Below are 22,835 nucleotides of genomic sequence, written 5' to 3' on the forward strand. Positions count from 1 at the left end.
AAAATTGTCACCATCCGCTCTTTTCGTTAACCCATACCCTATGAATGAGATCGTGAAAGGCAGTATCGATTTGATCCGTCAGCTCAACTATGGCCTGGTCTACGCCAGCCTGGAGGAGCACAAGGAGCTGTCCCGTACCGATCTGTCCCGTTTGACCGGCCTCTCTCCGGCCAGCATAACCAAGATCACCCGTGAACTGCTCGATGGCGGTCTGGTGGTGACCTGTGGCGAAAGCTCGGTGGGTCGTGGTCGCCGTCAGACCCTGCTGCGCATCAACGAGCGCCGCTTCCAGTTTCTCTCCATGCGCCTCGGGCGTGGCTATGTGGACATGGCCCTGTTCGATTTGGCCGGTCGCTCTCTCGCCCGTCATCGTCACACTTTCAGCGAAGTGGAACGTGCCGATCTGCTGGCCAGTCTGGTGCGCGCCATCGAGGGTTTTTTGCCCAAGAAGGCGTTGCGCCTTGCCTGTATCGCCCTCTGTCTGCCGGGGCAGGTGGAGCGCCACTCCGGCATGGTCAAGCACTTCCCCTTCTATGATCTGCGCAACTGGCCCCTTGGCCCCACCCTGCAGCAGGCGTTCGAGGTGCCCGTGCTGGTCAGTGGCGACGTGCGCACCTGGATCCAGGCCGAGCGCGAATGGGGCGCCGCCAAAAATTGTGCCGATGCTGTGCTGGTGTTCGTGCACAACGATATAGGGGTCGGCATGGTGGTCAACGGTCAGCTCATCGAGAGCGAGTCGGCCCTGCTCGGCGATCTCAGCCACCTGCAGCTCGAACCCTACGGCCAGCGCTGCTACTGCGGCGGCTTTGGCTGCGCCTGCACGCTAGTGACCAACCAGGCGCTCGAAGCCCAGTACCGGGATCTGCGCGAGCGCATGCAGGAGCATGATCTGCCTGAGAGCGTCACCATCCGCGAGTTGTGCGAGCTGGCGCTGGCGGGCAACAGCCTGTGCCAGGACATTCTCCATCAGGCGGCCGGTCGTCTCTCCCGAGTGCTCTCCAACCTCATCTGCCTGCTCAATCCGGGCAAGCTGCTGCTGGGGGGGGAGATAACCCGCGCCGATCGGCTGCTGTTCCCCATGCTGCACCAATCCCTTGCCAGCCAGTTGCCGGCCGAATACCTGGTGCGGCTGCAAATCGAATCCACCCACTTTTACGAAGATCCCACCAAGCCCACCTCGGTGCAGGTGCACAAGGCCCTGCGCGACGGCAGCCTGCTGCTCGACCTGTTGCGAGGTGACAAGGAGGCATGAGACTCGGGTTGCAAGGACGCTTCCTGCTCATGCTCTGTCTGGTCAGTCTGCTGCAACTGGTGTTGCTGAGCGGGGCCAGCTACTACTACGTCTCTGAGCAACGCTATCAGGAGGTAGGGGATCAGGCCCTCGACGTGGCGCGGCTGGTGGCCCGTGAACCCGGTGTCATCGCCGGAGTGAAGCGCGGTGATGCCGCACGGCTCAACCTGCTGGTGGAGCGGATCCGCGCCGAGGTCGGCGCCAGTTACATCGTCATCGGTGACAGCGCGGCACGGCGGCTGGTGCACCCCAATGCGGATCGCATCGGCCAGCCCATGGTGGGGGACGATCCTAGGCGTGCCCTGCAAGGAGAAGCCTACATCTCCCGGGCCGAAGGATCGCTCGGGGTCTCGGTGCGCGGCAAGGGGCCGATCCGCAACGAGATGGGACAGGTCATAGGCGTGGTGTCGGTCGGTTATCTGGTGCGCGACATAGATGCGGACCTGCAGGGCTTCCTGCGTTTTGGCCTCGCCATGACCCTGCTCATCGTCTTGCTCAACAGCGGTGCGGCGGCTTGGCTGGCGCGGCGCTACAAGCGCGCCCTGCTGGGGTTCGAACCCGAGCAGATAGGGCGCCTCTATGCGGAGCTGGATTGCACCCTGCGCACGGTACGCGAGGGGATCCTCACCATAGACGAGCAGGGGCGGCTTACCTCCCTCAATCCCAACGGCATCCGGTTGCTGCGTCTCGACGAGCAGGCGGCGAGGGCGGCCATAGGCCAGCCCGTCACCCGCTTGCTGCCGGAGAGCCGCATGCTCTCCCTCATTCAGGATCCCCGCCCCCAGTATGATGAAGAGATAGTGCTCAACGGCCAGCAGCTCATCGTCAACCGGCTGCCGCTGGTGCGGGACGGCAAGCTGATCGGCGCGGTATCGAGCTTTCGGCGCAAGGACGAGCTGGCGGAGCTCAGCGCCCAGCTCTCCCAGGTGCAGGCCTACAGTGATCTGCTGCGGGTACAGACCCACGAACACAACAACCAGCTCGGCACCATAGCCGGCCTGATCGAACTTGGCGCCACCCGGGAGGCGCTCGCCTTCATCGGACGGGAGGCTGCCACCGAGCAGACCCTGCTCAGCTTCCTGATGGGGGCCATCGCCAAGCCCAAGGTGGCGGGCCTGCTGCTTGGCAAGTATCACAGGGCCCACGAGCTGGGGCTGGTACTGGTGGTCGACGCCGACGCTCATCTGCACGACATTCCCCTTCGCGTCAGCGGTTCCCAGCTGGTGACTGTGCTGGGCAATCTCATCGACAATGCCTTCGAGGCCACCCGTCGTCACGGCGCGCCTTATCAGCCGATCCGGGTCTCGTTGAGCGATCTCGGCCAGGATCTCATCCTGGAGGTGGAAGACGGGGCGGGTGGCATAGATCCCGCTCTGGCGGACAGGTTGTTCGAGCGCGGCGTCAGCAGCAAGACGGAGCCGGATCACGGCATCGGCCTCTCCCTGGTGCGCAAGACCCTGGATGTCCTGCAGGGGACCATCACCATCGAAGCCACGACGCAGGGAAGTTGCGTCGTCTGTTACATTCCCAAGGAGGTGTGAGTGATCAAGATCCTGATCGTCGAAGATGATCCGGCCATCGCCGAGATCCACCGTCGCTTCGTGCAGCGGCTGGCGGGGTTCGAGGTGCTGGGGGTGGCGCTCACCCTGTTCGATGCCAGAGAGCAGATCGGCATCCTCAAACCCGATCTGGTGTTGCTGGATGTGTGGTTGCCGGATGGTGAAGGTTTTTCCCTCTTGCGTGAACTGCGCCAGGCCGGAGCCGGCCTGGATGTGATACTGCTCACTGCCGCGCGGGAGGCGAGCGCCCTGCAGGAGGCGATGCGGCTCGGGGTGGTGGATTTCATCCTCAAACCCGTGGTGTTCGAGCGGCTGCGCGATACCCTGGGCAACTATGCCGAGAGCCGCGCCGCCCTGGCGGCCCTTGCAGACATCGATCAGCAGGCGGTGGATGCCCTGCTCGGGACACCGCTGCAGCAGGTGGCGGCCGCTGGCCTGCCCAAAGGGATAGACGCGCTCACCCTGCAACGGGTGCTGGCGGCATTGACCAGCGTTGGGGCCAGCGCCGAGGAGATAGGCAACCGGGTGGGGGTGAGCCGCACCACGGCGCGCCGCTATCTGGAGTTTCTGGTGGGTCAGCAGCTGGCGAGCCCTGAGCTGGAATATGGCACTGTCGGACGGCCGGAGCGGCGCTATCAGTCAATACTGAAGCGCCAACACTGACGCGCCAACACAGAGCTGCCAGTATCGATATGCCGGCAGCATGGGCATAGCCCCATAAAAAGAGCGCCTGTTGGCGCTCTTTCGCTTCATGAGACCCATGAACTCAGGTCGGATCGGACTGCAAGCTGGCTGCCGGTGTGCGGCGGGCCTGCCACCACTGCCAGACCGGCAACAGCAGCATCACCAGGGTTACCAGTGTGAAGCCGAGGGTGATGGGTCGCTCCCACAGGAAGCTCAGTGAACCGTCGTTGATCACCAGAGCCCGGCGCAGGTTGTCCTCCAGCATGCCCCCCAGAATGAAACCGAGCAGCATGGGAGCCATGGGGAAGTCCAGCAGGCGCAGCCCGATGGCGATCAGCGCCACCAGCGCCATCACATAGATGTCCATGGTATTGAAAGAGACCAGGTAGACCCCGATCAGCGAGAACAGCAATACCATGGGAATGAGCACGGGGCGCGGTACCTGTAGTATCTTGGCCAGATAGGGAATGAGTGGCAGGTTGAGGATCAGCAGTACCACGTTGCCCAGATACATGGAGATGATCACCGACCAGAACACATCCGGGTGCTCCATGAACAAACGCGGGCCCGGCTGGATGCCGTAGGCGATGAGCGCCCCCAGCATCAGCGCCGTGGTGCCCGAGCCCGGGATCCCCAGAGTCAGCAGGGGCACGAAGGCACCGCTGGATGCGGCGTTGTTGGCCGCTTCTGGTGCGGCTACGCCGGTCAGGCTGCCCTTGCCGAACTCCTCCTGCCTGCGCTTGCTGGCGAAGTTGCGCTCGGCACCATAGGCCATGAAGGAGGCGATGGTAGCGCCGGCGCCCGGCAGTACCCCGATGAGAAAGCCCAGCACCGATGAGCGCACTATGGGCGGCGCTATCTCTTTTACCTCGGCCTTGCTCAGCTTGAGGGAGCCGAGCTGCTGGATCTTGCTCGCCTCCTCCTTGCTGGTGTCCTTGCCCGGGCGCAGCACCGTCATCAGGATCTCCGCCAGGGCGAAGGTGGCCATGGCCAGCAGCAGGAAGGAGAAGCCATCGCGCAAGTCCGGCAGGCCGAAGGTGAACCTGTCCACCCCGACGCTGCGGTCGATGCCGACGGTGGAGAGCATGATGCCAAACAGTGCCATGATCAGCGCCTTGAGCACCTGGCCCTTGCCGGCAAACGCCGCCACCGCGGAGAGCCCCAGCACCATGAGGGCGAAGTAGTCTGCCGACTGAAAGGAGAGGGAGACCTTGGCGAGCAGGGGTGCAGCCACCATCAGGAAGATGGCAGACAGGGTACCGCCGGTGAAGGAGGCATAGGCGGCGATGGCCAGCGCCTTGCCCGCCTGGCCCTTGCAGGCCAGCGGATAGCCGTCGATGGCGGTGATCATGCTGGCCGAGCAGCCCGGCGTATTGATCAGGATGGAGGAGGTGGAGCCCCCAAACATGGATCCGTAGTAGACCCCGGCCATCAAGATGATGCCGGAGGCCGGGTCCAGCCCGTAGGTGATGGGGATCATCAGGGCGATCGCGGTGACCGGCCCGAGGCCCGGCAGCATGCCGATGAAGGTGCCGACGAAACAGCCGACGATCACCATGAAGATATTGATGGGCATCATGGCGGTGCCCAGTCCTTGCAGAATGCCGTCTAACATGGATTCTCCTTATCCCAGCAGTTGCGTGAATAGCCGACCCGGCTCGAGGTAAACGTTGAGCCCCTTGGTCAGCAGTGCCCAGAAGATGAGGGTGAAGGGCAGGCTCACCTTGCAGGCGAAGGCGAGGCTTTGCTCGCCCATCAAGCGGATCCCGCCGATGAGGAACAGGGTGGTGGCGATGACAAAGCCGAGCCAGCCGAGGGCCACTCCATAGACCAGCATCAACAGCAGCAGGGCAAAGACCAGTCGCCAGTTGCCCGTTTCGCGCTGCAGCCGCTCCCCGCCCGGAAAGCAGATCAGCAGCAGGGAGAGCAGGGCGCCGACGCCAGCCAGGGCATAGGGCAGGGTGCTGGCGGTAAAGGGTTCATATTCGTCCCCGGGATAGCCGGGGATCAGGGTGGCGTGATAGCCGTAGGCGAGGGAGAGCAGCAAAAACAGCAGCCCCCCGAGTCGCTCCTTGGTCAGGTGCATGACGATGACTCCGTTGGGCGGGGCTGGCCCGCCACAGGTTGAGGGATCACTTGATGAAGCCGAGCTCGCGCATCAGGCCGCCAATCTGCTGCTCCTGCTGGTTGAGGAAGGCGGTGAACTCGGGGCCTGACTGGTAGAGATTGGTCCAGTTGTTGCGGGCCCGGACTGTTTCCCACTCCGGCTTGTCATACATCTGCTTGAGCAGGGCGGCGAATTCGGCGGATTTTTCGGCGCTGACGGCGGGGGAGGCAAAATAGCCGCGCCAGTTGGCAAAGACAGTCGGGTTACCCTGCTCGCTGAAGGTGAGGATCTCGCTGGCATCTGGCATGCGCTCGGGGGCCGTGACACCGAGGATCCGCATCTGGCCGGACTTGACCGCCTCCATCGCCTCGCCAAAGCCGGTGGAGAGCACCTGGGTTTCCCCTGACAGCACCGCCGCCATGGCGCTGCCGCCGGCGTCATAGGCCACGTAACGCAGCTTGCCGGCATCCGCCCCGGCATTCTTGAAGGTCATGGCCGCCACCAGATGATCCAGGCTGCCACGGGCTGAGCCGCCGGCTATCTTCACCTTGGCGGGGTTGGCCTCATAGGCGGCCAGCAGCTGAGGCCAGTTCTGGTAGGGGGAGTCCAGCGGCACGGCCAGCGCCTGATAATCGGCGATGATGGCGGCGACCGGGGTGAGATCCCGGAAGGATTGGGGCAGCTCCTTGGAGAGGGATTTGACGATGATGGGGGTGGAGTTGACCATCAGCGTCTTGTCGGACTGGGCCGAGGTTTCGATCAGGTGGGCGATGGCCTTGGCGCCGCCACCGGCCGAGATGTTCTGGTAGGAAGCGGTGGTGATGAGGCCGGACTTGGTCAGCGCCTCGCCCGTGCCCCGGGCCGTGTTGTCCCAGCCACCCCCGGCACCACCTGGAATGAGGAAGTGAATTTCGTCGATCTTGGCCTGCACGCCTAGGCTGGCGCCCAGCAGGCAGCAGAGCAACGTGCGTTTGAGGGTTCCTTGCAACATGATGTACTCCTTGTGATTGTTGCGGGAAGGTTGATTAATCGCGATTGGTTGTAAAACAATCTGGCCGTAATGGCTATTAAGGCTGTTGTGGTCATTGTGTTCATTCTGGTCACGATGGGGCGAGGGGCTGGCTTATGGCAGGGTTGAGGGCGGTCAGGTTCACATTGTGCTGTCGGTTGAAAAGGCGCGAGGCTCCCCGTCAGACGGGGAGCCTCGCGGATGATGGGCTGGTTTATCCCTGTGATTTTTGTGCGGCGGACACCTTGTCGCCGCGGGTTCCCTGCTGCTTGATGGCCTCGGTTGCCTGCTGCTTGAGCTGCAGCTGTTCCATCACCAGCTTGTAGGCGATGTAGTACTTGTAGATGTTGCCCACGTAGGTCACGGTTTCGGGGCCTATCTTCTCCGCCGCCACGTATTCGACGTTGTGGAACCAGACGTTGGGATCCAGCCCCCGCTTTTTCGCCTCGCTCCGCAGCCGCGCCACCCGGGCTGGGCCGGCGTTGTAGGAGGCGAACGAGAACAGTGCCTTGTCGAGGGCTGTCATGGGTTCGTCCGCATAGTAGTGATCTATCATCCAGCGCATGTATTTGGCGCCGCCGTGAATGTTGGGCTCGATCTGGCGGATATCGCCCACCTTCAACCCCTTGCCGGTAGCGGGCATGATCTGCATGATGCCGATGGCACCGACGTGGCTGCGTGCCTTCTGGTTGAGTGCCGACTCCTGATAGCCCTGGGCTGCCATCAGCAGCCAGTCCACATCATAGCGACCGCCATACTGGCGAAACAGCGTCACCACCTGCAGGAATTTCTTGCGCTCGGCCTCGGCGGCGGCGCTCTTGACGAATTTGTTCTGCTTGAGATAGCGGGCCAGAATGGCCTCTCCCGTCGCCTTGCCGCGCAGGGCGGCTATCTGCTCGTTGAGCATGGCAAGCAGCTGGGGGCTCTCCTTGCGCACCGCCCAGGCGATGATGCCTCCCTCCCGGAACACAGGGTCTTCATGGATGCGGATGGCGGGGAAGATCTTCTGCCAGAAGCGTGCCTTGTGTTCGTCCATGACGATGAAGGGCAGCAGGCCGGCATTGACCATCTCCACCAGATCCTCATCTTCCAGCGCCTCCGGGGCTGGCTGGATATCGATGAGGGGGTCACCTGCCGCCTTGCGCGCCTGATTGTAGGCGACCAAGCTCTCGAAGTAGCTCGAAGAGGGGCGCACATAGAGGGTCTGGCCCCCCAAATCGGCGGCGCTCTCCACCTTGGGGGAGGCCGGTCCCGAGATCAGCAGCTCCCGCACGTTTTCCAGCAAGGGCGCGGTAAATTCCACCCCCTGCTTCTTGCGCTGATCCGTGATGGTGAGGTTGGCGGCGGCGATGTCACCCTTGCCCTCGACGAGGGCCTTGAGCAGGGACTCCCTGGCTACCGGGATGAAGACGATGTGCAGCTTGAGGTGGCGCTTGAGGGTTTTTTCCGTGCGCAGCTGTTCGTTGAGCCGTTTCTCCAGCTGCATGAAGGCGTCGTAGGTAACGCCCCTTTGTACCCCCTTGTTGATAAAGTAGCCGGTTTTGTTGTAGGTGGTCAGCACCCGCAGGGTGCGCCGCGCCAGCATGTCATCGAGGTCGCCGAGCATGGGTCTGGCCAGCTCTTCGGTGCTGAATGCCAGCGAGGCGGGCTCCTCGTCGGCTGCCACTTTCTGCTCCGCCGCCGTGGCCGGGGTGCACAGCAAGCAGCTCAGGATGATCCATAACCGTTTCATGATGAGTACCTCACTCGTTTCATTGAGTGTAAGCGGCGTGCAAGGCGCCACTTAGCTCATTGGGTTTGCTAAAACGAGCCGGATAGCACAATAGGCCCTATCTTGTGCTACTTCTCTGTGGATTGGCCGGGTGAGAAGGGGGAGGCAGTGGTCGAGACTGTGTGCGGGTGGTGGAGGGGAAATGAAGAAGGGAGCCAATATGGCTCCCTTCTTGTTGCGGTGCGATACGGCGCTAGAACCAGAAGCCGATGATGAAGGAGCCTGCCAGGGTCAGCATGACGTTGGCCACCGCATAGGTGCCCGCATAGCCGAGCGCCGGGATGGAGCTGTTGGCCGCCTCGTTCACCACGTCCATGGCCGGGGCACAGGTGCGGGCACCCGTGATGGCACCCAGCAGCAGAGCCGGGTTCATCTTCAGCACCCAGACCCCGAACAGGTAGCCCACCAGCACCGGCAGCGTGGTCACCAGCATGCCGGAGAAGAGCACCACGGCACCGACCTGGCTCAGGTGATCCAGTATACCGCCGCCCGCTTTGAGGCCTGTGCTCACCATGAAGACGGCGAGACCCAGATCCTTGGCCAGACGCAGGGCGCCCGGCGGCACATAGCCGACCGTGGGGTGGTTGGCTCTCAGGTAGCCCATCAGGATCCCTGCCAGCAGCAGGCCGACGGCGTTGCCCAGCCCAAATTCGAGCTGGCCGAACACCAGGGAGACGGAGCCTATCAGCAGGCCCAGCACGAAGAAGGTGGTGAAGGCCACCAGATCCGTGGTCTGGCTGTGGATGCTGATAAAGCCTATCTTGTTGGCCAGCAGCTTGACCCGCTGCTTCTCGCCGCTGATCTGCAGCACGTCGCCCTTTTGCAGCATGATGTTGCGATCGAACGGCATCTCTATCTGGGAGCGCACTACCCGGTTGAGGAAGCAGCCCTTCTCGGTGAGGTTAAGCTCCACCAGATGGCGGCCCACCACGGCATCGTTCTTCACCACTATCTCTTCGGTGACTATCTGCAGGTCAAGCAGGTTGCGGTCGAATACCTCCTTGCCGTTGCGATAGTTGACGTCGAGCTTCTCGTGGCTCTCGGGATAACCGACCAGGGCGATCTCGTCCCCCTCCTGGATGACGGCATCACCATCCGGGCTCGCCAGTATACCGTTGCGGCGGATCCGCTCCACATAGCAACCAGTGTGGGGATAGATGCCGGTCTCACGCAGGGTACGTCCCCCGATCCAGGCCGCCAGCTCGGGGCCGACCCGGTAGGCGCGGATGATGGGCAGATAGGTCTTGCGGCTCTCGCTGTCCGATAATCCCCGCTCGCGGGCTATCTTCTGGGCCTCGGTGTTGAGGTCAAGTCGTGCCAGGGAGGGGAGGTAGCGCACCACCAGCATCAGCCCCACCAGACCAACCAGATAGGTCAGGGCATAGCCGATCCCCATGTTGTCGAGCACGGGTTGCATGTCGGTGCCATGGGGCAGATTGAGCAGGCCGCTGCGCAGGGCATCCTGTGCCCCCACCAAGGCCGGGGTCGAGGTCAGCGAACCGGCCAATATGCCAGCTGCCATGCCTGGCCCCAGGTTGAAGAACTTGGCCAGCCCCACCGTCAACAGCAGCGCCGTCAGCAGGATCACCAGGGTGAGGGTGATGTAGTGGATGCCATCGCGCAGGAAGACGCTGAAGAAGTGCGGTCCCGCCTCTATGCCCACGCAGAAGATGAACAGCATGAAGCCGACGTTCTCCGTGGTGGCGGTGAACTCGAAGCCCATCTGGCCGAACAGCAGGGCGGTAAACAGCACGCCTATGGTGTTGCCAATCTGGAAATTGCCAAGTTTGACTTTGCCCAGCAGCAGGCCGAAGGCCAGTACCACGAACAGCAGCAGGGAGTCGCTTTGATGTAGCAGTGTCACGAAATCTATGGTCATGCCCGGAAAAACCGAGGAAAAAAGTGGGGCCGATATTGTGCCGGATCCTTCACCAATAAAGAAGCGTCAAAGGAGGATTAATCGGCAGTAAAGCGTCCCGCTGCCGCCATGGTCGAGGGAAACCTCGGGGTTGGCAGGAAAATAACCTCTATTTCCCTCTGTCTGCACCGCTGTCAATGAGTGATTCCTGCTATCTGTGATCCCGGCCAGCACAAGGCGCTTGAAAATTTATTCCCTGCTGTTTGGCGGCCAGGTTTCGCGTTTTTTCAGCATATCTGACTGGGGACGATGGACCGCAATGGAAATAGGCATTTGGGGTCTGGGTGGGGGGTGACCCATGGCGTACGGGATGGCGAAAAGATATCTGGAAAAAGTATCTGATCGGTGGCCTTTCGACCCATTCGGGGGGGCGCTCAAAAACAGCAGAAAATGGGGGCGGCAAGGAAAATGGGCCCTCGCTGATGGCGATGGCCTGCGAGGCTAGGCCGTGACTGGCTTTGGCTGACTTACCCACAGAATCTGTGGATAACCCTGTGTGTGAAACTTGGTGATCAGCCTGCAGGCCGCGCCAACACTGGGGCGCAAGGGCTGTTCAAAAAATACCGGTAAAAAAATGTTTCTATAAAAATCAAATAGTTAGGTGTGACAGAACAAAACGCTGTCGGGGCGGGAGAGAGAGCAATGAGAGGTTGTCACCGCAGGGCGCGGCTTGTGCATTAAAATTGGCAGAGGAAAGTACTAAAGTGGATAACTTGCACCGAGATGGTGAGGAATTGGCTCCCCCGACTGGACTTGAACCAGTGACATACGGATTAACAGTCCGCCGTTCTACCGACTGAACTACGGGGGAACATCAGGCAAGGAGGGGCACTATACAGAGCTCGCTTTTCGAGGTCAATAGCCGCTTGGGCAGGAGAGTGGATACCCAGGCCACCCCAACTCGGAGTACACTTCTGCCTTGCCGTTTTTTGTCGGGAGTCGTCATGAGCAAGTTATTCCAGTTGGCCAGCCAGTTTGAACCCGCGGGCGATCAGCCAGAGGCGATCGCCCGCCTGCTTGATGGCATCGAGTCCGGCCTCGCCCACCAGACCCTGCTCGGGGTGACTGGCTCGGGCAAGACCTTCACCATGGCCAACGTGATAGCGACCCTGAACCGTCCCACCATGATACTGGCCCCCAACAAGACGCTGGCGGCACAGCTCTATGGCGAGATGAAGGAGTTCTTCCCCGAGAACTCGGTGGAGTATTTCGTCTCCTACTACGACTACTACCAGCCTGAGGCCTATGTGCCGACCACCGACACCTTCATCGAGAAGGATGCCTCCATCAATGATCACATAGAACAGATGCGGCTGTCGGCCACCAAGGCACTGCTGGAGCGGCGGGACGTGATCATAGTCGCGTCTGTGTCGGCCATCTATGGTCTGGGGGATCCTCAGGCCTATCTCAGCATGATGTTGCACCTCAAAGTCGGGGACGTGATCAATCAGCGGGACATACTGCGTCGCCTCGCCGAACTGCAATACACCCGCAACGACATGGCATTTCAGCGCGGTACCTTCCGGGTACGGGGGGAGGTGATCGACATTTATCCCGCCGAATCGGACAAGCTGGCGCTGCGGGTGGAGCTGTTTGACGAGGAGGTGGAGCGGCTCTCCCAGTTTGATCCGCTGACCGGCGCCATCGAGCAGACGGTAGTGCGCTACACCATCTACCCCAAGACCCATTACGCCACCCCGCGCGAAACCATACTGGGCGCCATAGAACATATAAAGGAGGAGCTCAGGAGCCGCCGGGAGCAGCTGTTGTCGCTCAACAAGCTGGTGGAGGAGCAGCGCATCAGCCAGCGCACCCAGTTCGACATGGAGATGATGCAGGAGCTGGGTTACTGCTCCGGCATCGAGAACTACAGCCGCTACCTGTCGGGCCGGGCGCCAGGGGAGCCGCCGCCTACTCTGTTTGACTACCTGCCGGGGGATGGCTTGCTCATCATCGACGAGTCCCACGTGACGGTGCCGCAGATCGGCGCCATGTTCAAAGGGGACAGGTCCCGCAAGGAGACCCTGGTGGAGTACGGCTTCCGGCTGCCTTCGGCGCTCGACAACCGGCCGCTGAAGTTCGATGAATTCGAGGCCCTGATGCCGCAGACGGTGTTTGTCTCGGCGACCCCGGGCCCCTACGAGCTGGACAAGTCCGGTGGCGATGTGGTGCAGCAGGTGGTGCGTCCCACCGGTTTGCTCGATCCCGAAATCGAGGTGCGTCCTGTCACCACCCAGGTGGACGATCTGCTCTCCGAGATCCGGCTGCGGGTCGCGGTGGAGGAGCGGGTGCTGGTGACCACGCTCACCAAACGGATGTCGGAGGACTTGACCGAGTATCTGGCGGATCATGACGTGCGGGTGCGCTATCTGCACTCCGACATCGATACCGTCGAGCGGGTGGAGATCATTCGCGATCTGCGCCTTGGCAAGTTCGACGTGCTGGTGGGCATCAACCTGTTGCGCGAAGGGCTCGACATGCCCGAGGTGTCGCTGGTGGCCATCCTGGATGCGGACAAGGAGGGCTTCCTGCGCTCCACCCGGTCGCTGATCCAGACCATTGGTCGCGCCGCCCGCAACCTCAACGGCAAGGTCATTCTCTATGGGGATACCATCACCAACTCCATGAGGGTGGCCATCGAGGAGACGGAGCGCCGCCGCGCCCTGCAGCATGCCCACAACCTCGAACACGGCATCACCCCCAAGGGGCTCAACAAGTCGGTGGGAGACGTGATGGACATGGGGGGCAGCCGCAGCGCGGGCAAGGCGGGCAAGGCGGGCAGGGGCGGTCGCAAGGCTGCCGAGCCGCAAGGGGAGTACCATGCCCGCTCCGCCAGCGAGATCGCCAAAGAGATCAAGCGGATGGAAGAGCAGATGTTCCAGCACGCGCGGGATCTGGAGTTCGAACAGGCGGCCGCGCTGCGAGACCAGATCCAGCGGCTGCGCCACGAGTTGATCGAAAGTTGATGGGCAGACGCTGGCTCATCTGGCGGCGCGTGCGTCGCCTCTATCTGGGCTTTCGCCACCCGGCCACCCCCTGGTGGGCCAAAGGGCTGGTGATCCTCATTTTGCTCTATGGCATCAGCCCGGTGGATCTCATCCCAGATGTGGTGCCTCTGCTCGGCTGGCTCGATGATGTGACTCTGCTGCTGGTGTTGCTATGGGGCTGGGAGAAATGCCTGCCGGAGCCGGTCAGAGCGGCATTGGGTGAACGTGACTGAATCACGTTTGGTAGGATGCCTTTTCCTCTTTGATGGCCTTGTCACGGCGAAGATAGCGTCGTGCGGGTTGCTTTTAGCCGGGATAAAAAAGAGGATTGTGGGAGGATTGTGGCTCGGAATGCATTGGCGTAGACTCCACGCCGTTCACTTTATGGGTATGAGAAAATGGATCTGATCCTGTTTGCGATTGATTTTATTCTGCACGTCGACGTGCATTTGAAAGAGCTGTTTGAAAACTATGGCATCTGGGTTTATGCCATCCTGTTTCTGATCATCTTCTGCGAGACTGGGCTGGTGGTTACCCCCTTCCTGCCGGGTGACTCCCTGCTGTTTGCCGCCGGTGCGCTTACCGTCGGCAGTGTGCTGGACGTGCACACCCTGGCTGCCGTGCTGATCATCGCCGCCGTGCTCGGCAACGTGGTCAACTACACCATAGGCCACTTCTTCGGCGAGCAGCTGTTCCGTAATCCGGACTCCAAGATCTTCCGTCGGGACTATCTGGACAAGACTCATGCCTTCTATGCGCGTCATGGCGGCAAGACTATCATCATCACCCGTTTTCTGCCGATTGTGCGTACCTTTGCCCCCTTCGTGGCAGGCATGGGCGCCATGACCTACCCGCGCTTCCTGGTGTTCAACCTGGTGGGTGGCCTGTTGTGGGTGCTCTCGTTCGTCTACGCCGGCCACTTCTTTGGCAATCTGCCTGTGGTACGTCAGAACTTTACGCTGCTCATCTTTGGCATCATCGGCATCTCGCTGCTGCCCATGGTGATCGGCATGGTGAAGGCCAGGATGAACGCCAGCAAGGCGGCATCCTGATCCATATCTTGTATGGGTGAGAGATCAGCATGAGAAAAGGGGGAGCCATTGGCTCCCCTTTTTATGTGGCACAGTCAGCTTCAACTGCAGCTGCGGCCCTTGACCAGATTGCCGATGGCGACCACCACATAGACTCGTAGGTAGGGGCCACCAGCGCCATGGTGGCGGCATGGCGAGTATGTGCTAGAAGCGGGTTAGCGCTGGGTCTGGTGATGGAAATGTATTGAAAAAGGGGGAGCCATTGGCTCCCCCTTTCTATGTGGCTCTGTAAGTGCTTAGCTGCAGCAGCGGCCCTTGACCAAGTTGCCGATGGCTACCACCACGAAGACCAGCAGGTAGGCCGCGAAGATGGCCACCAGCCACTGGGGCATGGAGAAGCTCAGAAACTGCCAGCTGATCTCGCTGCAATCCCCATCCGGGAAGAACAGCCAGGGGACCCACTGATCCAGCGGCGCCCAGCTCGGGAAGTCGGCAAAGGGGCTGCAGACGTTGAACGGGGAGGGGTTCATCTGATAATCCACATGCTTGAGCGCCAGCTGGAGGCCGCGGAAGGCACTGTAGCCCCATAGCAGCAGAGCGCTCCAGCGCACATACCACTTCTGCGGTGCCACCATGCCGAGCAGGCCTGCCGATATGACCCCCAGCGTGGCGATCCGCTCATAGACGCACATGACGCAGGGATGCAGGCCCAGCACGTGCTGGAAGAAGAGGGCGCTCAACTCGAGGAACAGGGCGGAGGCGGCAAGCAGGCCCCATGCCAGTCTATGGGCGGCGATACGTCGCAGAAACTCAATCATCTGGTTGATCTCACAGAAAAAACAGTGGCTGAATTAGAGCAGAGCAAGGGCTAAAAAGAAAGGGCCCAGGCGGGCCCTTATGGGATCAATGCAGCGCAGGCAGAACCGTAGGTGTGACCTTGTCGAGCACCAGCCAGCCAGCCTGATAGAACCACTCGGTTACCGGGCCGAGCAGCATCTCCACCGAGATGAAACCCACCAGCCCCAGCACCAGGGTGTAGGGCAGAGCCATCCATACCATGCGGCCATAGGAGAGGCGCAACAAGGGGGCCAGTGCCGAGGTCAGCATGAACAGGAAGGCGGCCTGGCCGTTGGGGGTGGCGACCGACGGCAGGTTGGTGCCGGTGTTGATGGCGACGGCCAGCAGATCGAACTGCTCACGGCTGATGGCGTTGTTGAGCAGTGCCGTCTTCACCTCGTTGATGTAGACGGTGCCTACGAAGACGTTGTCACTGACCATGGAGAGCAGACCGTTGGCCAGATAGAAGAGTGCGAGCTGATCGTCCGGCTCGGCGGCCAGCACCCACTGGATCACGGGTTTGAACAGCTGCTGATCTATGATGACGGCTACCACGCTGAAGAAGACGGCGAGCAGGGCGGTGAAGGGCAGGGCCTCCTGAAACGCCTTGCCGAGCGAATGCTCCTCCGTGATGCCGGTCAGTGAGGTCGCCAGCACTATGACAGACAGCCCGATCAGCCCGACGGCCGCCAGATGCATGGCCAGCCCAGTGATCAGCCAGAGGGCGATCAGCGCCTGTACTATCAGCTTGGCCTTGTCTTGTGGGGTGCGCTCGGCCTCTTCGTACCGGTTGTAATCTTCCATGATGCGACGCACCGCATCCGGCAACTGGGCACCATAGCCAAACCAGCGGCACTTCTCGACCAGGATGCAGGTGAGCAGGCCGCAGAGAAACACGGGGACCGTGACCGGTGCCATGCGGATGGCGAATTCGCCAAAATGCCAGCCAGCCTGCTCACCTATGATCAGGTTTTGCGGCTCTCCCACCAGGGTACAGACGCCACCGAGGGCCGTCCCTATGGCGGCGTGCATCATCAGGCTGCGCAAGAAGGCACGGAAGTCGTCCAGATGCTGGCGATTGAGTTCGTTGACGGAATTGTCATTGGTGTGGTCGTGTGGATTGCCGAAATCCTTGCCGGAGGAGACTTTGTGGTAGATGGCGTAGAAGCCCGTCGCGACGCTGATCACCACGGCGATCACGGTCAGGGCGTCGAGGAAGGCCGACAGGAAAGCCGATACCAAGCAAAACGCCAGGGAGAGCAGGGTCTTGGAGTGGATCCGGATCAGCAGCTTGGTAAACACGTAGAGCAGCAACTGCTTCATGAAGTAGATGCCGGCCACCATGAACACCAGCAGCAGCAGCACCTCTATGTTGGCCACCAGCTCATGCTTGACCTGCTCTGCCGAGGTCATGCCGATCAGCACGGCCTCGATGGCCAGCAAACCACCGGGTTGCAGTGGATAGCACTTGAGCGCCATGGCCAGGGTGAAGATGAATTCAACCACCAGCAGCCAGCCGGCGGCGAAAGGGTCGAGATGGAAGGCGATCGGGTTGATCAGCAGAAATAGCAGAATGGCGGCCTTGTACCACTGGGGCGCATTGCCCAGGAAGTTCTTGGCAAAGGCTTGGCCTAAGCTGATTGGCATAATAATGGGTCTCTGTTTTGTTGTGGGTATCTGCGTCTATGCAGTCAAGACAGGCTCGACCAGAACATCCGGATGTTGTCCCTTATCAGATTGATTCCTCATGATTTTAATCAAAAATGGCCTTAACTATAAATAACATAGTGCTCCTTGCCCAAGAGAATGTCCGTTTTATCGCCAGACGGCGGGGTTGGCTGGCACCCACCGTGTAAATGCATACATTTATTTAACAAAATAGCCTGCTTATGTGAGCAGAGGACTGACCTTCTGCTTGCCAGCCCTCTCTGCTTTGCTATTATTCGTGGGCCTTTTTACGTACTACAACAGAGTCACTACATGGTCATAAAAGCGCAGAGCCCTGCAGGGTTTGCCGAGGAATACATCATCGAGTCCATCTGGAACAATCGCTTTCCTCCAGGATCCATATTGCCGGCCGAGCGCGAGCTGTCCGAGCTGATCGGGGTGACTCGTACTACCTTGCGCGAAGTGCTGCAGCGTCTGGCCCGCGATGGCTGGCTCACCATCCAGCATGGCAAACCGACCAAGGTGAACAATTTCTGGGAGACCTCGGGTCTCAACATCCTGGAAACCCTGGCCCGTCTGGATCAGGACAAGGTACCGGATCTGGTGGCCCAGCTGCTGTCGGCCCGCACCAATATCTGCACCATCTTCATCCGTGGTGCGATCCGAAACAACCCTGAGCAAGCCGCCGAGATACTGCGTGGTGCCAATGCGGTGGACAGCACTCCGGAAGCGTATGCGGAATTTGATTACCGTCTGCATCACCAGCTCTCCTTTGCCTCAGGCAACCCCATCTACGCCTTGATCCTCAATGGCTTCAAGGGGCTCTATAGTCGGGTTGGACGTTACTACTTCTCTGACAAGCAGGCTCGTGAAACGGCTGATGCCTATTACAAGACCTTGCTGGGTCTGGCCGAGACCAAGAATCACGAAGCCGTGTTCATGACGGTACGCCAGTACGGGATAGAGTCCGGCAAGCTGTGGACCCGCCTGCGCCAGGACATGCCGAGCAATCTGTGCGATAACTGATTGCTGATGCAAAGAAAAACGCGCCTTCTGGCGCGTTTTTTTATGGCTGAAAGTAGCCTCAGGCCGGTTTCTTTTCCGGACAGCGGCCTATGATGTCGGCAGGCAGGTCGCCGTTATCCTGCTCCAGCACCACATCGAATCCCCATAGCTGATGCAGATGCCTGAGCACCTCGTGGCGGGAATCCCCCAGCGGGATCCGGTTGTGTGGCACATAGCGCAGGGTCAGCGAACGATCGCCCTTCACAGCCACGTTGTAGACCTGAATGTTGGGCTCCAGATTGCTCAAGTTGTACTGGGCCGACAGCGTATTGCGCACCAGTCGATAACCCTCCTCGTTGTGGATGGCGGAGACCTTGAGGTAGTTCTTCAGATCGTCATCGTCGATGGCGAACAGCTTCATCTCCCGCATTACCTTGGGACTCAGGAACTGACTGATGAAACTCTCGTCCTTGAAGTTCTGCATGGCGAAATGCAGGGTATCTACCCAGTTGGTGCCGGCGTAATCGGGGAACCAGTATCTGTCCTCCTCGGTCGGGTTCTCGCAGATGCGGCGCAGATCGGTGAACATGGCGAAACCGAGGGCGTAGGGGTTGATCCCCGAGTAGTAGCGGCTGTTGTAAGGGGGCTGGTACACGACGTTGGTATGGCTGTGCAGCACCTCTATCATGAAGCGATCGCTGATCTTGCCCTCGTCATACAGGTGGTTGAGGATGGTGTAGTGCCAGAAGGTGGCCCAGCCTTCGTTCATCACCTGAGTCTGTTTTTGCGGGTAGAAGTACTGGCTGATCTTGCGCACTATGCGCACTATCTCGCGCTGCCAGGGCTCAAGCAGAGGGGCATTCTTCTCGATGAAGTAGAGGATGTTCTCCTGCGGCTCGGCCGGGTAGCGTCTGTCTTCAATTCCCAAGGCCTTGTGCTGCTTGGGCAAGGTGCGCCACAGTTCGTTGACCTGGGTCTGCAGGTAGTCTTCCCGCGCCTTCTGGCGACGCTTCTCCTCCGCCAGCGAGATCTTCTGCGGCCGCTTGTAACGGTCTACACCGAAGTTCATCAGCGCATGGCAGGAGTCGAGCAGCTTCTCCACCGCATCTATGCCGTGTTTCTCTTCGCATTCGGTGATGTAGTTCTTGGCGAACAGCAGATAGTCGATGATGGAGGAGGCGTCGGTCCAGGTCTTGAACAGATAGTTGTTCTTGAAGAAGGAGTTGTGACCATAGCAGGCGTGCGCCATCACCAGCGCCTGCATCGGCATTGTGTTCTCCTCCATCAGATAGGCGATGCAGGGATCCGAGTTGATGACGATCTCATAGGCCAGTCCCATCTGGCCGCGCTTGTAGTTGCGCTCGGTGTGGATGAAGCGTTTGCCAAATGACCAGTGCTGGTAGCCGATGGGCATGCCGACGCTGGAGTAGGCATCCATCATCTGCTCGGCGGTGATCACTTCGATCTGGTTGGGATAGGTATCCAGTCGATAGAACCTGGCGACCCGGGCGATCTCCTGATGATAAGTCTCCAACAGATCGAAGTTCCAGTCCGGGCCATCATCCAGTGGCGGTATTTTTCTTGCGGTTTCTACCATATGACCTCCCTCACGCCGCTTGCTTCTTGAACAGCTCCCGGAATACCGGATAAATATCCTCGACCTTGCGAATGTGTTCCATCGCGAAGTGGGGGAACTGGCTGGCCACCGACTCATACTCATGCCACAGGGTCTGGTGGGCGCGGGTGGTGATCTCTATGTAGGAGTAGTACCGCACCCGCGGCATGATGTCCCGCGTCAGGATCTCCCTGCATTGCGGTGAATCATCGGCCCAGTTGTCACCATCCGAGGCTTGTGCTGCGTAGATGTTCCATTGATGAGCTGGGTAACGCTCGTTGATGATGTCGTTCATCATTTTGAGCGCGCTGGAGACTATGGTGCCGCCGGTCTCCTGGGAGTAGAAAAACTCATGCTCGTCCACTTCCTTGGCCTGGGTGTGGTGGCGAATGTAGACCACTTCCACGTTCTTGTAGGTCCGGCTCAAGAACAGATAGAGCAGGATATAGAAGCGCTTGGCCATCTCCTTGGTGGCCTGATCCATGGAGCCCGACACGTCCATCAGGCAGAACATCACCGCCTGGCTGGAGGGGACGGGCCGCTTGACGAAGTTGTTGAATTTGAGATCGAAGGTGTCGATGAAGGGCACGGCTGCGATCCGCCGTTTCAGCTCTCTGATCTCCTTCTCAAGCAGGGCAATTTCGGCGAAATGCTCGTTGGGATCGGCTGCCAGCAGGGTGGCGTACTCGTCGAACAGGATCACCTGGCTCTGCGCTGGCAAGCGCAGCTTGCCGATCAGGGCCGACAGCCCCTCGACACTGGTATCCAGCCCGATCACCGCCCGTCTGTCATCGCTCTCCACCGCCAGCGTCATGCCCGGCTCCTTGGTCGTGAAGAAGAGATAGGGGCTGGTCGTGGCGATCCCGGTGCGCCAGCGTGCCTGCTTGTACCAGTCGCGGCTGCGGGGATCAAACTGGTACAGGGGCATGGCCCGGCGCTCGAGCAGGGCCAGCCGCTGATCGAAGTAGAGAAACTCTCCCTTGCCCTGATGCAGGCTCTGTACCAGCAGGGTGCTGGCAGCGGGCACCTTGTCCAGCTGGGCTCTGGCCCGTTCGGTCAGCTTGCGCAACAGGAAGAAGTCGCCATCCTCATAGCCGGCGTAGATGGCGCCATAGCTGGGGCTGTTGGCCAGCACTTCCGCCAGTTGCGGCAGGTAGCCCAGGCGAGCATCCAGGCTGGTCATGGCCGCCAGCTGGCCGCTGCGCAGCAGGCTGAGGGACATGCGGGCCGGTCGCTCGTTCAGCTGGAGCGCGAGGGCCAGCTGTTCCCGGTATTGCAGAAAGTTCTGTCGCTCATGCTCCAGCCCCTGGCGCGCCCCTTGCTGGAACTGCAGCGCAATGAGGGCGCTGCCCAGCAGGGTAAACAGCAGGATGAAGAGGGTGGCGATATGCACATAGAAGGGTTTACGACCTGGCCTGGCACTTGTCATGGACGCATCCTTGTCACACGGGCGATTGCAGAGACGATCAACTACCAGTGTGCCAACAGGATGACAGAAAACACAATAACCCGTTCAGATATATCAGGATATGGCGTAAACGTGACGGCCCCATCGGGGCCGTCTTGAGGGGGTCAAGCCAGTACGGCGGCGGGGACCAGGTTGACGGGGGCGTCTTTCACCTCGTGCCACACCTGATGGTTGTCCTGATATTTGTAGTTGGCCGTGCCTGACTTCCAGTCTTCGCTGAGCACCATGCGCAGCTCGAAGTTGGGCTGGATCACGGGGCCCATCCCGCCACCCTGCGGCCACTTGATGATGGGATAGCCCTGGGCGGTCACCAGAATATGGCACTGCTTGGGCATGACACACATATAGGTGTACTGGCCTTTCAGTTCAGAGGCCATGTCCAGCGGTGGATTGGTTGCCTGGGTCAGGTGAGCGACGCCGTTCACCGTCTCCCCTGGGGTATAGACGGCCAGGTTCAGGTGCAGCAGTTGTGCTCCCGGCATGGCTTTGCCAATCTCGAAAGAGGCGAGGAAGAGGCCGGTTTTGGTGTCTGTGATTGCATTCATGCCTGTATTCTCCTGCAAGAAGAGGGTGGGTGTAGCTCACAACCAGACGACGAGCCACAGCATGCTAGCGCCTGCGGCCGGAGAGGGTAACTGTGCAACTTATCATTTGACGCCCTGCCAGGGCTGGCATAGCGCCACCCTACCTGATGACAGGGCAGGATAAATCAGGCGTGCGGCCTGTGTGACACTTTCGGTTGTCGGCCTGCCAGAGATTGAGAGGGGGCAATTCGCCGGCCCGATGCGTGATTCATTCAGGTATCTCGTGCTACATTGCCCTCCTTGTTACTGGTCTGTGAATCAATGGAGTGACCCATGTCTGCCATCCCCTATTCCGTGCTCGATCTGGTACCCGTGCCCGAAGGCTCCCAGCCGGCCGAGTCGTTCCGTCGTTCGCGCGAGTTGGCGCAACATGCCGAGCGCTGGGGCTATCTGCGTTATTGGCTGGCCGAACACCACAACATGCCGGGCATCGCCAGCGCCGCAACCTCTGTGCTGATCGGCCACCTGGCGGGTGCCACCAACACCCTGCGGATCGGCGCTGGCGGCATCATGCTGCCGAATCATTCGCCGCTGGTGATCGCCGAGCAATTCGGCACGCTGGCCTCGCTTTACCCTGATCGCATCGATCTGGGGCTGGGCCGTGCCCCAGGCACAGATCAGCGCACCATGCAGGCGCTGCGGCGCCAGCGTAGCGGCGAGGTGGACGAGTTCCCGGCGGATGTGCGCGAGCTGATGAGCTACTTTGGGGACGAGGCGGGAGCGGTACAGGCAGTGCCGGGTCAGGGATTGCACCTGCCCATCTGGCTGCTGGGTTCCAGCCTCTACAGTGCCCAGCTGGCGGCGGCCATGGGGCTGCCGTTCGGCTTTGCCTCCCACTTCGCTCCCGCCCTGCTGTTGCAGGCGCTGGAGATCTACCGTACCCAGTACCGCCCCTCGGTGCGCTGGCCCAAGCCCTATGCCGTGGTCTGCATCAACATGATCGCCGCCGACAGCGAGCGGGAGGCCCGCTTCCAGTTCACCACGGTGCAGCAGCAGTTTTTGCGCCTCTACCGTGGTGACGCGGGCAAGTTGCCAGCACCCGTGATCGAGCTGGGGGAAGAGTGGTCCCCCCGCGAACTGATGGCAATGGAGCAGACCCTGGCCCGCTCTCTGGTCGGCGATCCGGAGCGGGTGCGTCACGGCCTCAAGGCGCTGCTGGCCGAGACCCGGGCCGATGAGCTGATGTTCAACGGCCCCATCGTCGATCATCAGGCTCGTCTGCGCTCGTTCGAGATTGCTGCCGAGCTGATGCAGAGCCTGTAAGCTGGCAGGCAGGGCTTGTCACAGTGGCGGGTTGAGCC

At 60.6% G+C, this 22,835-nt stretch carries 18 protein-coding genes and 1 tRNA gene; 8 read left to right on the forward strand and 11 right to left on the reverse strand.

Features of this window, described 5'->3' with window-relative positions:
* Positions 1-40: 40 nt before the first annotated feature.
* Genes BN1128_RS14485 through BN1128_RS14495 form a run of 3 tightly spaced genes read left to right on the forward strand, consistent with a single transcriptional unit; the run spans position 41 to position 3,513 of the window.
* Positions 41-1,252 (forward strand): ROK family transcriptional regulator, encoded by a 1,212-nt coding sequence (locus BN1128_RS14485; RefSeq protein WP_042869967.1) that lies wholly within the window; start codon positions 41-43, stop codon positions 1,250-1,252.
* Complete coding sequence (locus tag BN1128_RS14490; RefSeq protein ID WP_042869969.1) at positions 1,249-2,832, forward strand: ATP-binding protein; 1,584 nt, start codon at positions 1,249-1,251, stop codon at positions 2,830-2,832. The genes BN1128_RS14485 and BN1128_RS14490 overlap by 4 nt, the downstream gene beginning before the upstream one ends.
* Positions 2,833-3,513 carry a response regulator gene (locus tag BN1128_RS14495; RefSeq protein WP_042869971.1) on the forward strand — a complete coding sequence of 227 codons (681 nt, stop codon included), beginning with the start codon at positions 2,833-2,835 and terminating at the stop codon, positions 3,511-3,513.
* A gap of 103 nt (positions 3,514-3,616) precedes the next feature.
* On the opposite strand, the gene BN1128_RS14500 is transcribed toward BN1128_RS14495, so the two are convergent.
* From BN1128_RS14500 to BN1128_RS14525, 6 genes are all read right to left on the reverse strand, one after another.
* On the reverse strand, positions 3,617-5,149 hold the full coding sequence (locus BN1128_RS14500) for a tripartite tricarboxylate transporter permease (RefSeq protein ID WP_042869972.1): 1,533 nt from the start codon (positions 5,147-5,149) through the stop codon (positions 3,617-3,619).
* Positions 5,150-5,158: 9 nt separating this feature from the next.
* Positions 5,159-5,620 carry a tripartite tricarboxylate transporter TctB family protein gene (locus tag BN1128_RS14505; protein ID WP_042869974.1) on the reverse strand — a complete coding sequence of 154 codons (462 nt, stop codon included), beginning with the start codon at positions 5,618-5,620 and terminating at the stop codon, positions 5,159-5,161.
* Positions 5,621-5,666: 46 nt separating this feature from the next.
* The gene (locus BN1128_RS14510) at positions 5,667-6,632 is read right to left on the reverse strand and encodes a tripartite tricarboxylate transporter substrate binding protein (RefSeq protein ID WP_042869977.1); all 966 of its coding nucleotides are present in this window, start codon (positions 6,630-6,632) and stop codon (positions 5,667-5,669) included.
* 232 nt (positions 6,633-6,864) lie between these two features.
* Complete coding sequence (locus BN1128_RS14515; protein WP_042869979.1) at positions 6,865-8,382, reverse strand: MltF family protein; 1,518 nt, start codon at positions 8,380-8,382, stop codon at positions 6,865-6,867.
* Positions 8,383-8,614: 232 nt separating this feature from the next.
* Positions 8,615-10,300, reverse strand: a complete 1,686-nt coding sequence (locus BN1128_RS14520; RefSeq protein ID WP_042869981.1) for an aspartate:alanine antiporter — start codon at positions 10,298-10,300, stop codon at positions 8,615-8,617.
* 774 nt (positions 10,301-11,074) lie between these two features.
* Positions 11,075-11,150 (reverse strand) — tRNA-Asn (locus BN1128_RS14525).
* 133 nt (positions 11,151-11,283) lie between these two features.
* Here BN1128_RS14525 and uvrB point away from each other — a divergent pair.
* From uvrB to BN1128_RS14540, 3 genes are all read left to right on the forward strand, one after another.
* Positions 11,284-13,305: an excinuclease ABC subunit UvrB gene (gene uvrB, locus BN1128_RS14530; RefSeq protein ID WP_042869983.1), complete on the forward strand. Its 2,022-nt coding sequence runs from the start codon at positions 11,284-11,286 to the stop codon at positions 13,303-13,305.
* Positions 13,302-13,559 (forward strand): YkvA family protein, encoded by a 258-nt coding sequence (locus tag BN1128_RS14535; protein ID WP_167335812.1) that lies wholly within the window; start codon positions 13,302-13,304, stop codon positions 13,557-13,559. The genes uvrB and BN1128_RS14535 overlap by 4 nt, the downstream gene beginning before the upstream one ends.
* 165 nt (positions 13,560-13,724) lie before the next feature.
* Positions 13,725-14,378, forward strand: coding sequence for a DedA family protein (locus BN1128_RS14540; RefSeq protein WP_042869987.1), 654 nt, complete (start codon positions 13,725-13,727; stop codon positions 14,376-14,378).
* A gap of 275 nt (positions 14,379-14,653) precedes the next feature.
* Here the strand turns inward: BN1128_RS14540 and dsbB are convergent, their stop codons facing one another.
* Positions 14,654-15,175, reverse strand: coding sequence for a disulfide bond formation protein DsbB (dsbB, locus tag BN1128_RS14545; RefSeq protein ID WP_042869989.1), 522 nt, complete (start codon positions 15,173-15,175; stop codon positions 14,654-14,656).
* A gap of 85 nt (positions 15,176-15,260) precedes the next feature.
* Positions 15,261-16,841 carry a sodium/proton antiporter NhaB gene (gene nhaB, locus BN1128_RS14550; protein ID WP_042869991.1) on the reverse strand — a complete coding sequence of 527 codons (1,581 nt, stop codon included), beginning with the start codon at positions 16,839-16,841 and terminating at the stop codon, positions 15,261-15,263.
* A gap of 333 nt (positions 16,842-17,174) precedes the next feature.
* On the opposite strand from nhaB, the gene fadR reads away from it, so the two are divergent.
* Positions 17,175-17,888: a fatty acid metabolism transcriptional regulator FadR gene (fadR, locus tag BN1128_RS14555; RefSeq protein ID WP_042869993.1), complete on the forward strand. Its 714-nt coding sequence runs from the start codon at positions 17,175-17,177 to the stop codon at positions 17,886-17,888.
* Between the two features lie 58 nt (positions 17,889-17,946).
* Here fadR and BN1128_RS14560 read toward each other — a convergent pair whose 3' ends face one another.
* The 3 genes from BN1128_RS14560 to BN1128_RS14570 all read right to left on the reverse strand — a co-directional run bounded on the left by BN1128_RS14560 (position 17,947) and on the right by BN1128_RS14570 (position 21,495).
* Positions 17,947-19,464 carry a SpoVR family protein gene (locus BN1128_RS14560; protein WP_042869995.1) on the reverse strand — a complete coding sequence of 506 codons (1,518 nt, stop codon included), beginning with the start codon at positions 19,462-19,464 and terminating at the stop codon, positions 17,947-17,949.
* Positions 19,465-19,474: 10 nt separating this feature from the next.
* Positions 19,475-20,911, reverse strand: coding sequence for a YeaH/YhbH family protein (locus tag BN1128_RS26460; protein ID WP_082030428.1), 1,437 nt, complete (start codon positions 20,909-20,911; stop codon positions 19,475-19,477).
* A 143-nt stretch (positions 20,912-21,054) separates the two neighbouring features.
* Complete coding sequence (locus tag BN1128_RS14570) at positions 21,055-21,495, reverse strand: DUF1842 domain-containing protein (protein WP_042869997.1); 441 nt, start codon at positions 21,493-21,495, stop codon at positions 21,055-21,057.
* Between the two features lie 312 nt (positions 21,496-21,807).
* Between BN1128_RS14570 and BN1128_RS14575 the strand changes: the two genes are divergently transcribed.
* Positions 21,808-22,797: a luciferase-like monooxygenase gene (locus BN1128_RS14575; RefSeq protein WP_042870000.1), complete on the forward strand. Its 990-nt coding sequence runs from the start codon at positions 21,808-21,810 to the stop codon at positions 22,795-22,797.
* Positions 22,798-22,835: the final 38 nt, after the last annotated feature.

The sequence above is a fragment of the Aeromonas piscicola genome, assembly GCF_000820005.1.
Classification (GTDB): domain Bacteria; phylum Pseudomonadota; class Gammaproteobacteria; order Enterobacterales; family Aeromonadaceae; genus Aeromonas; species Aeromonas piscicola.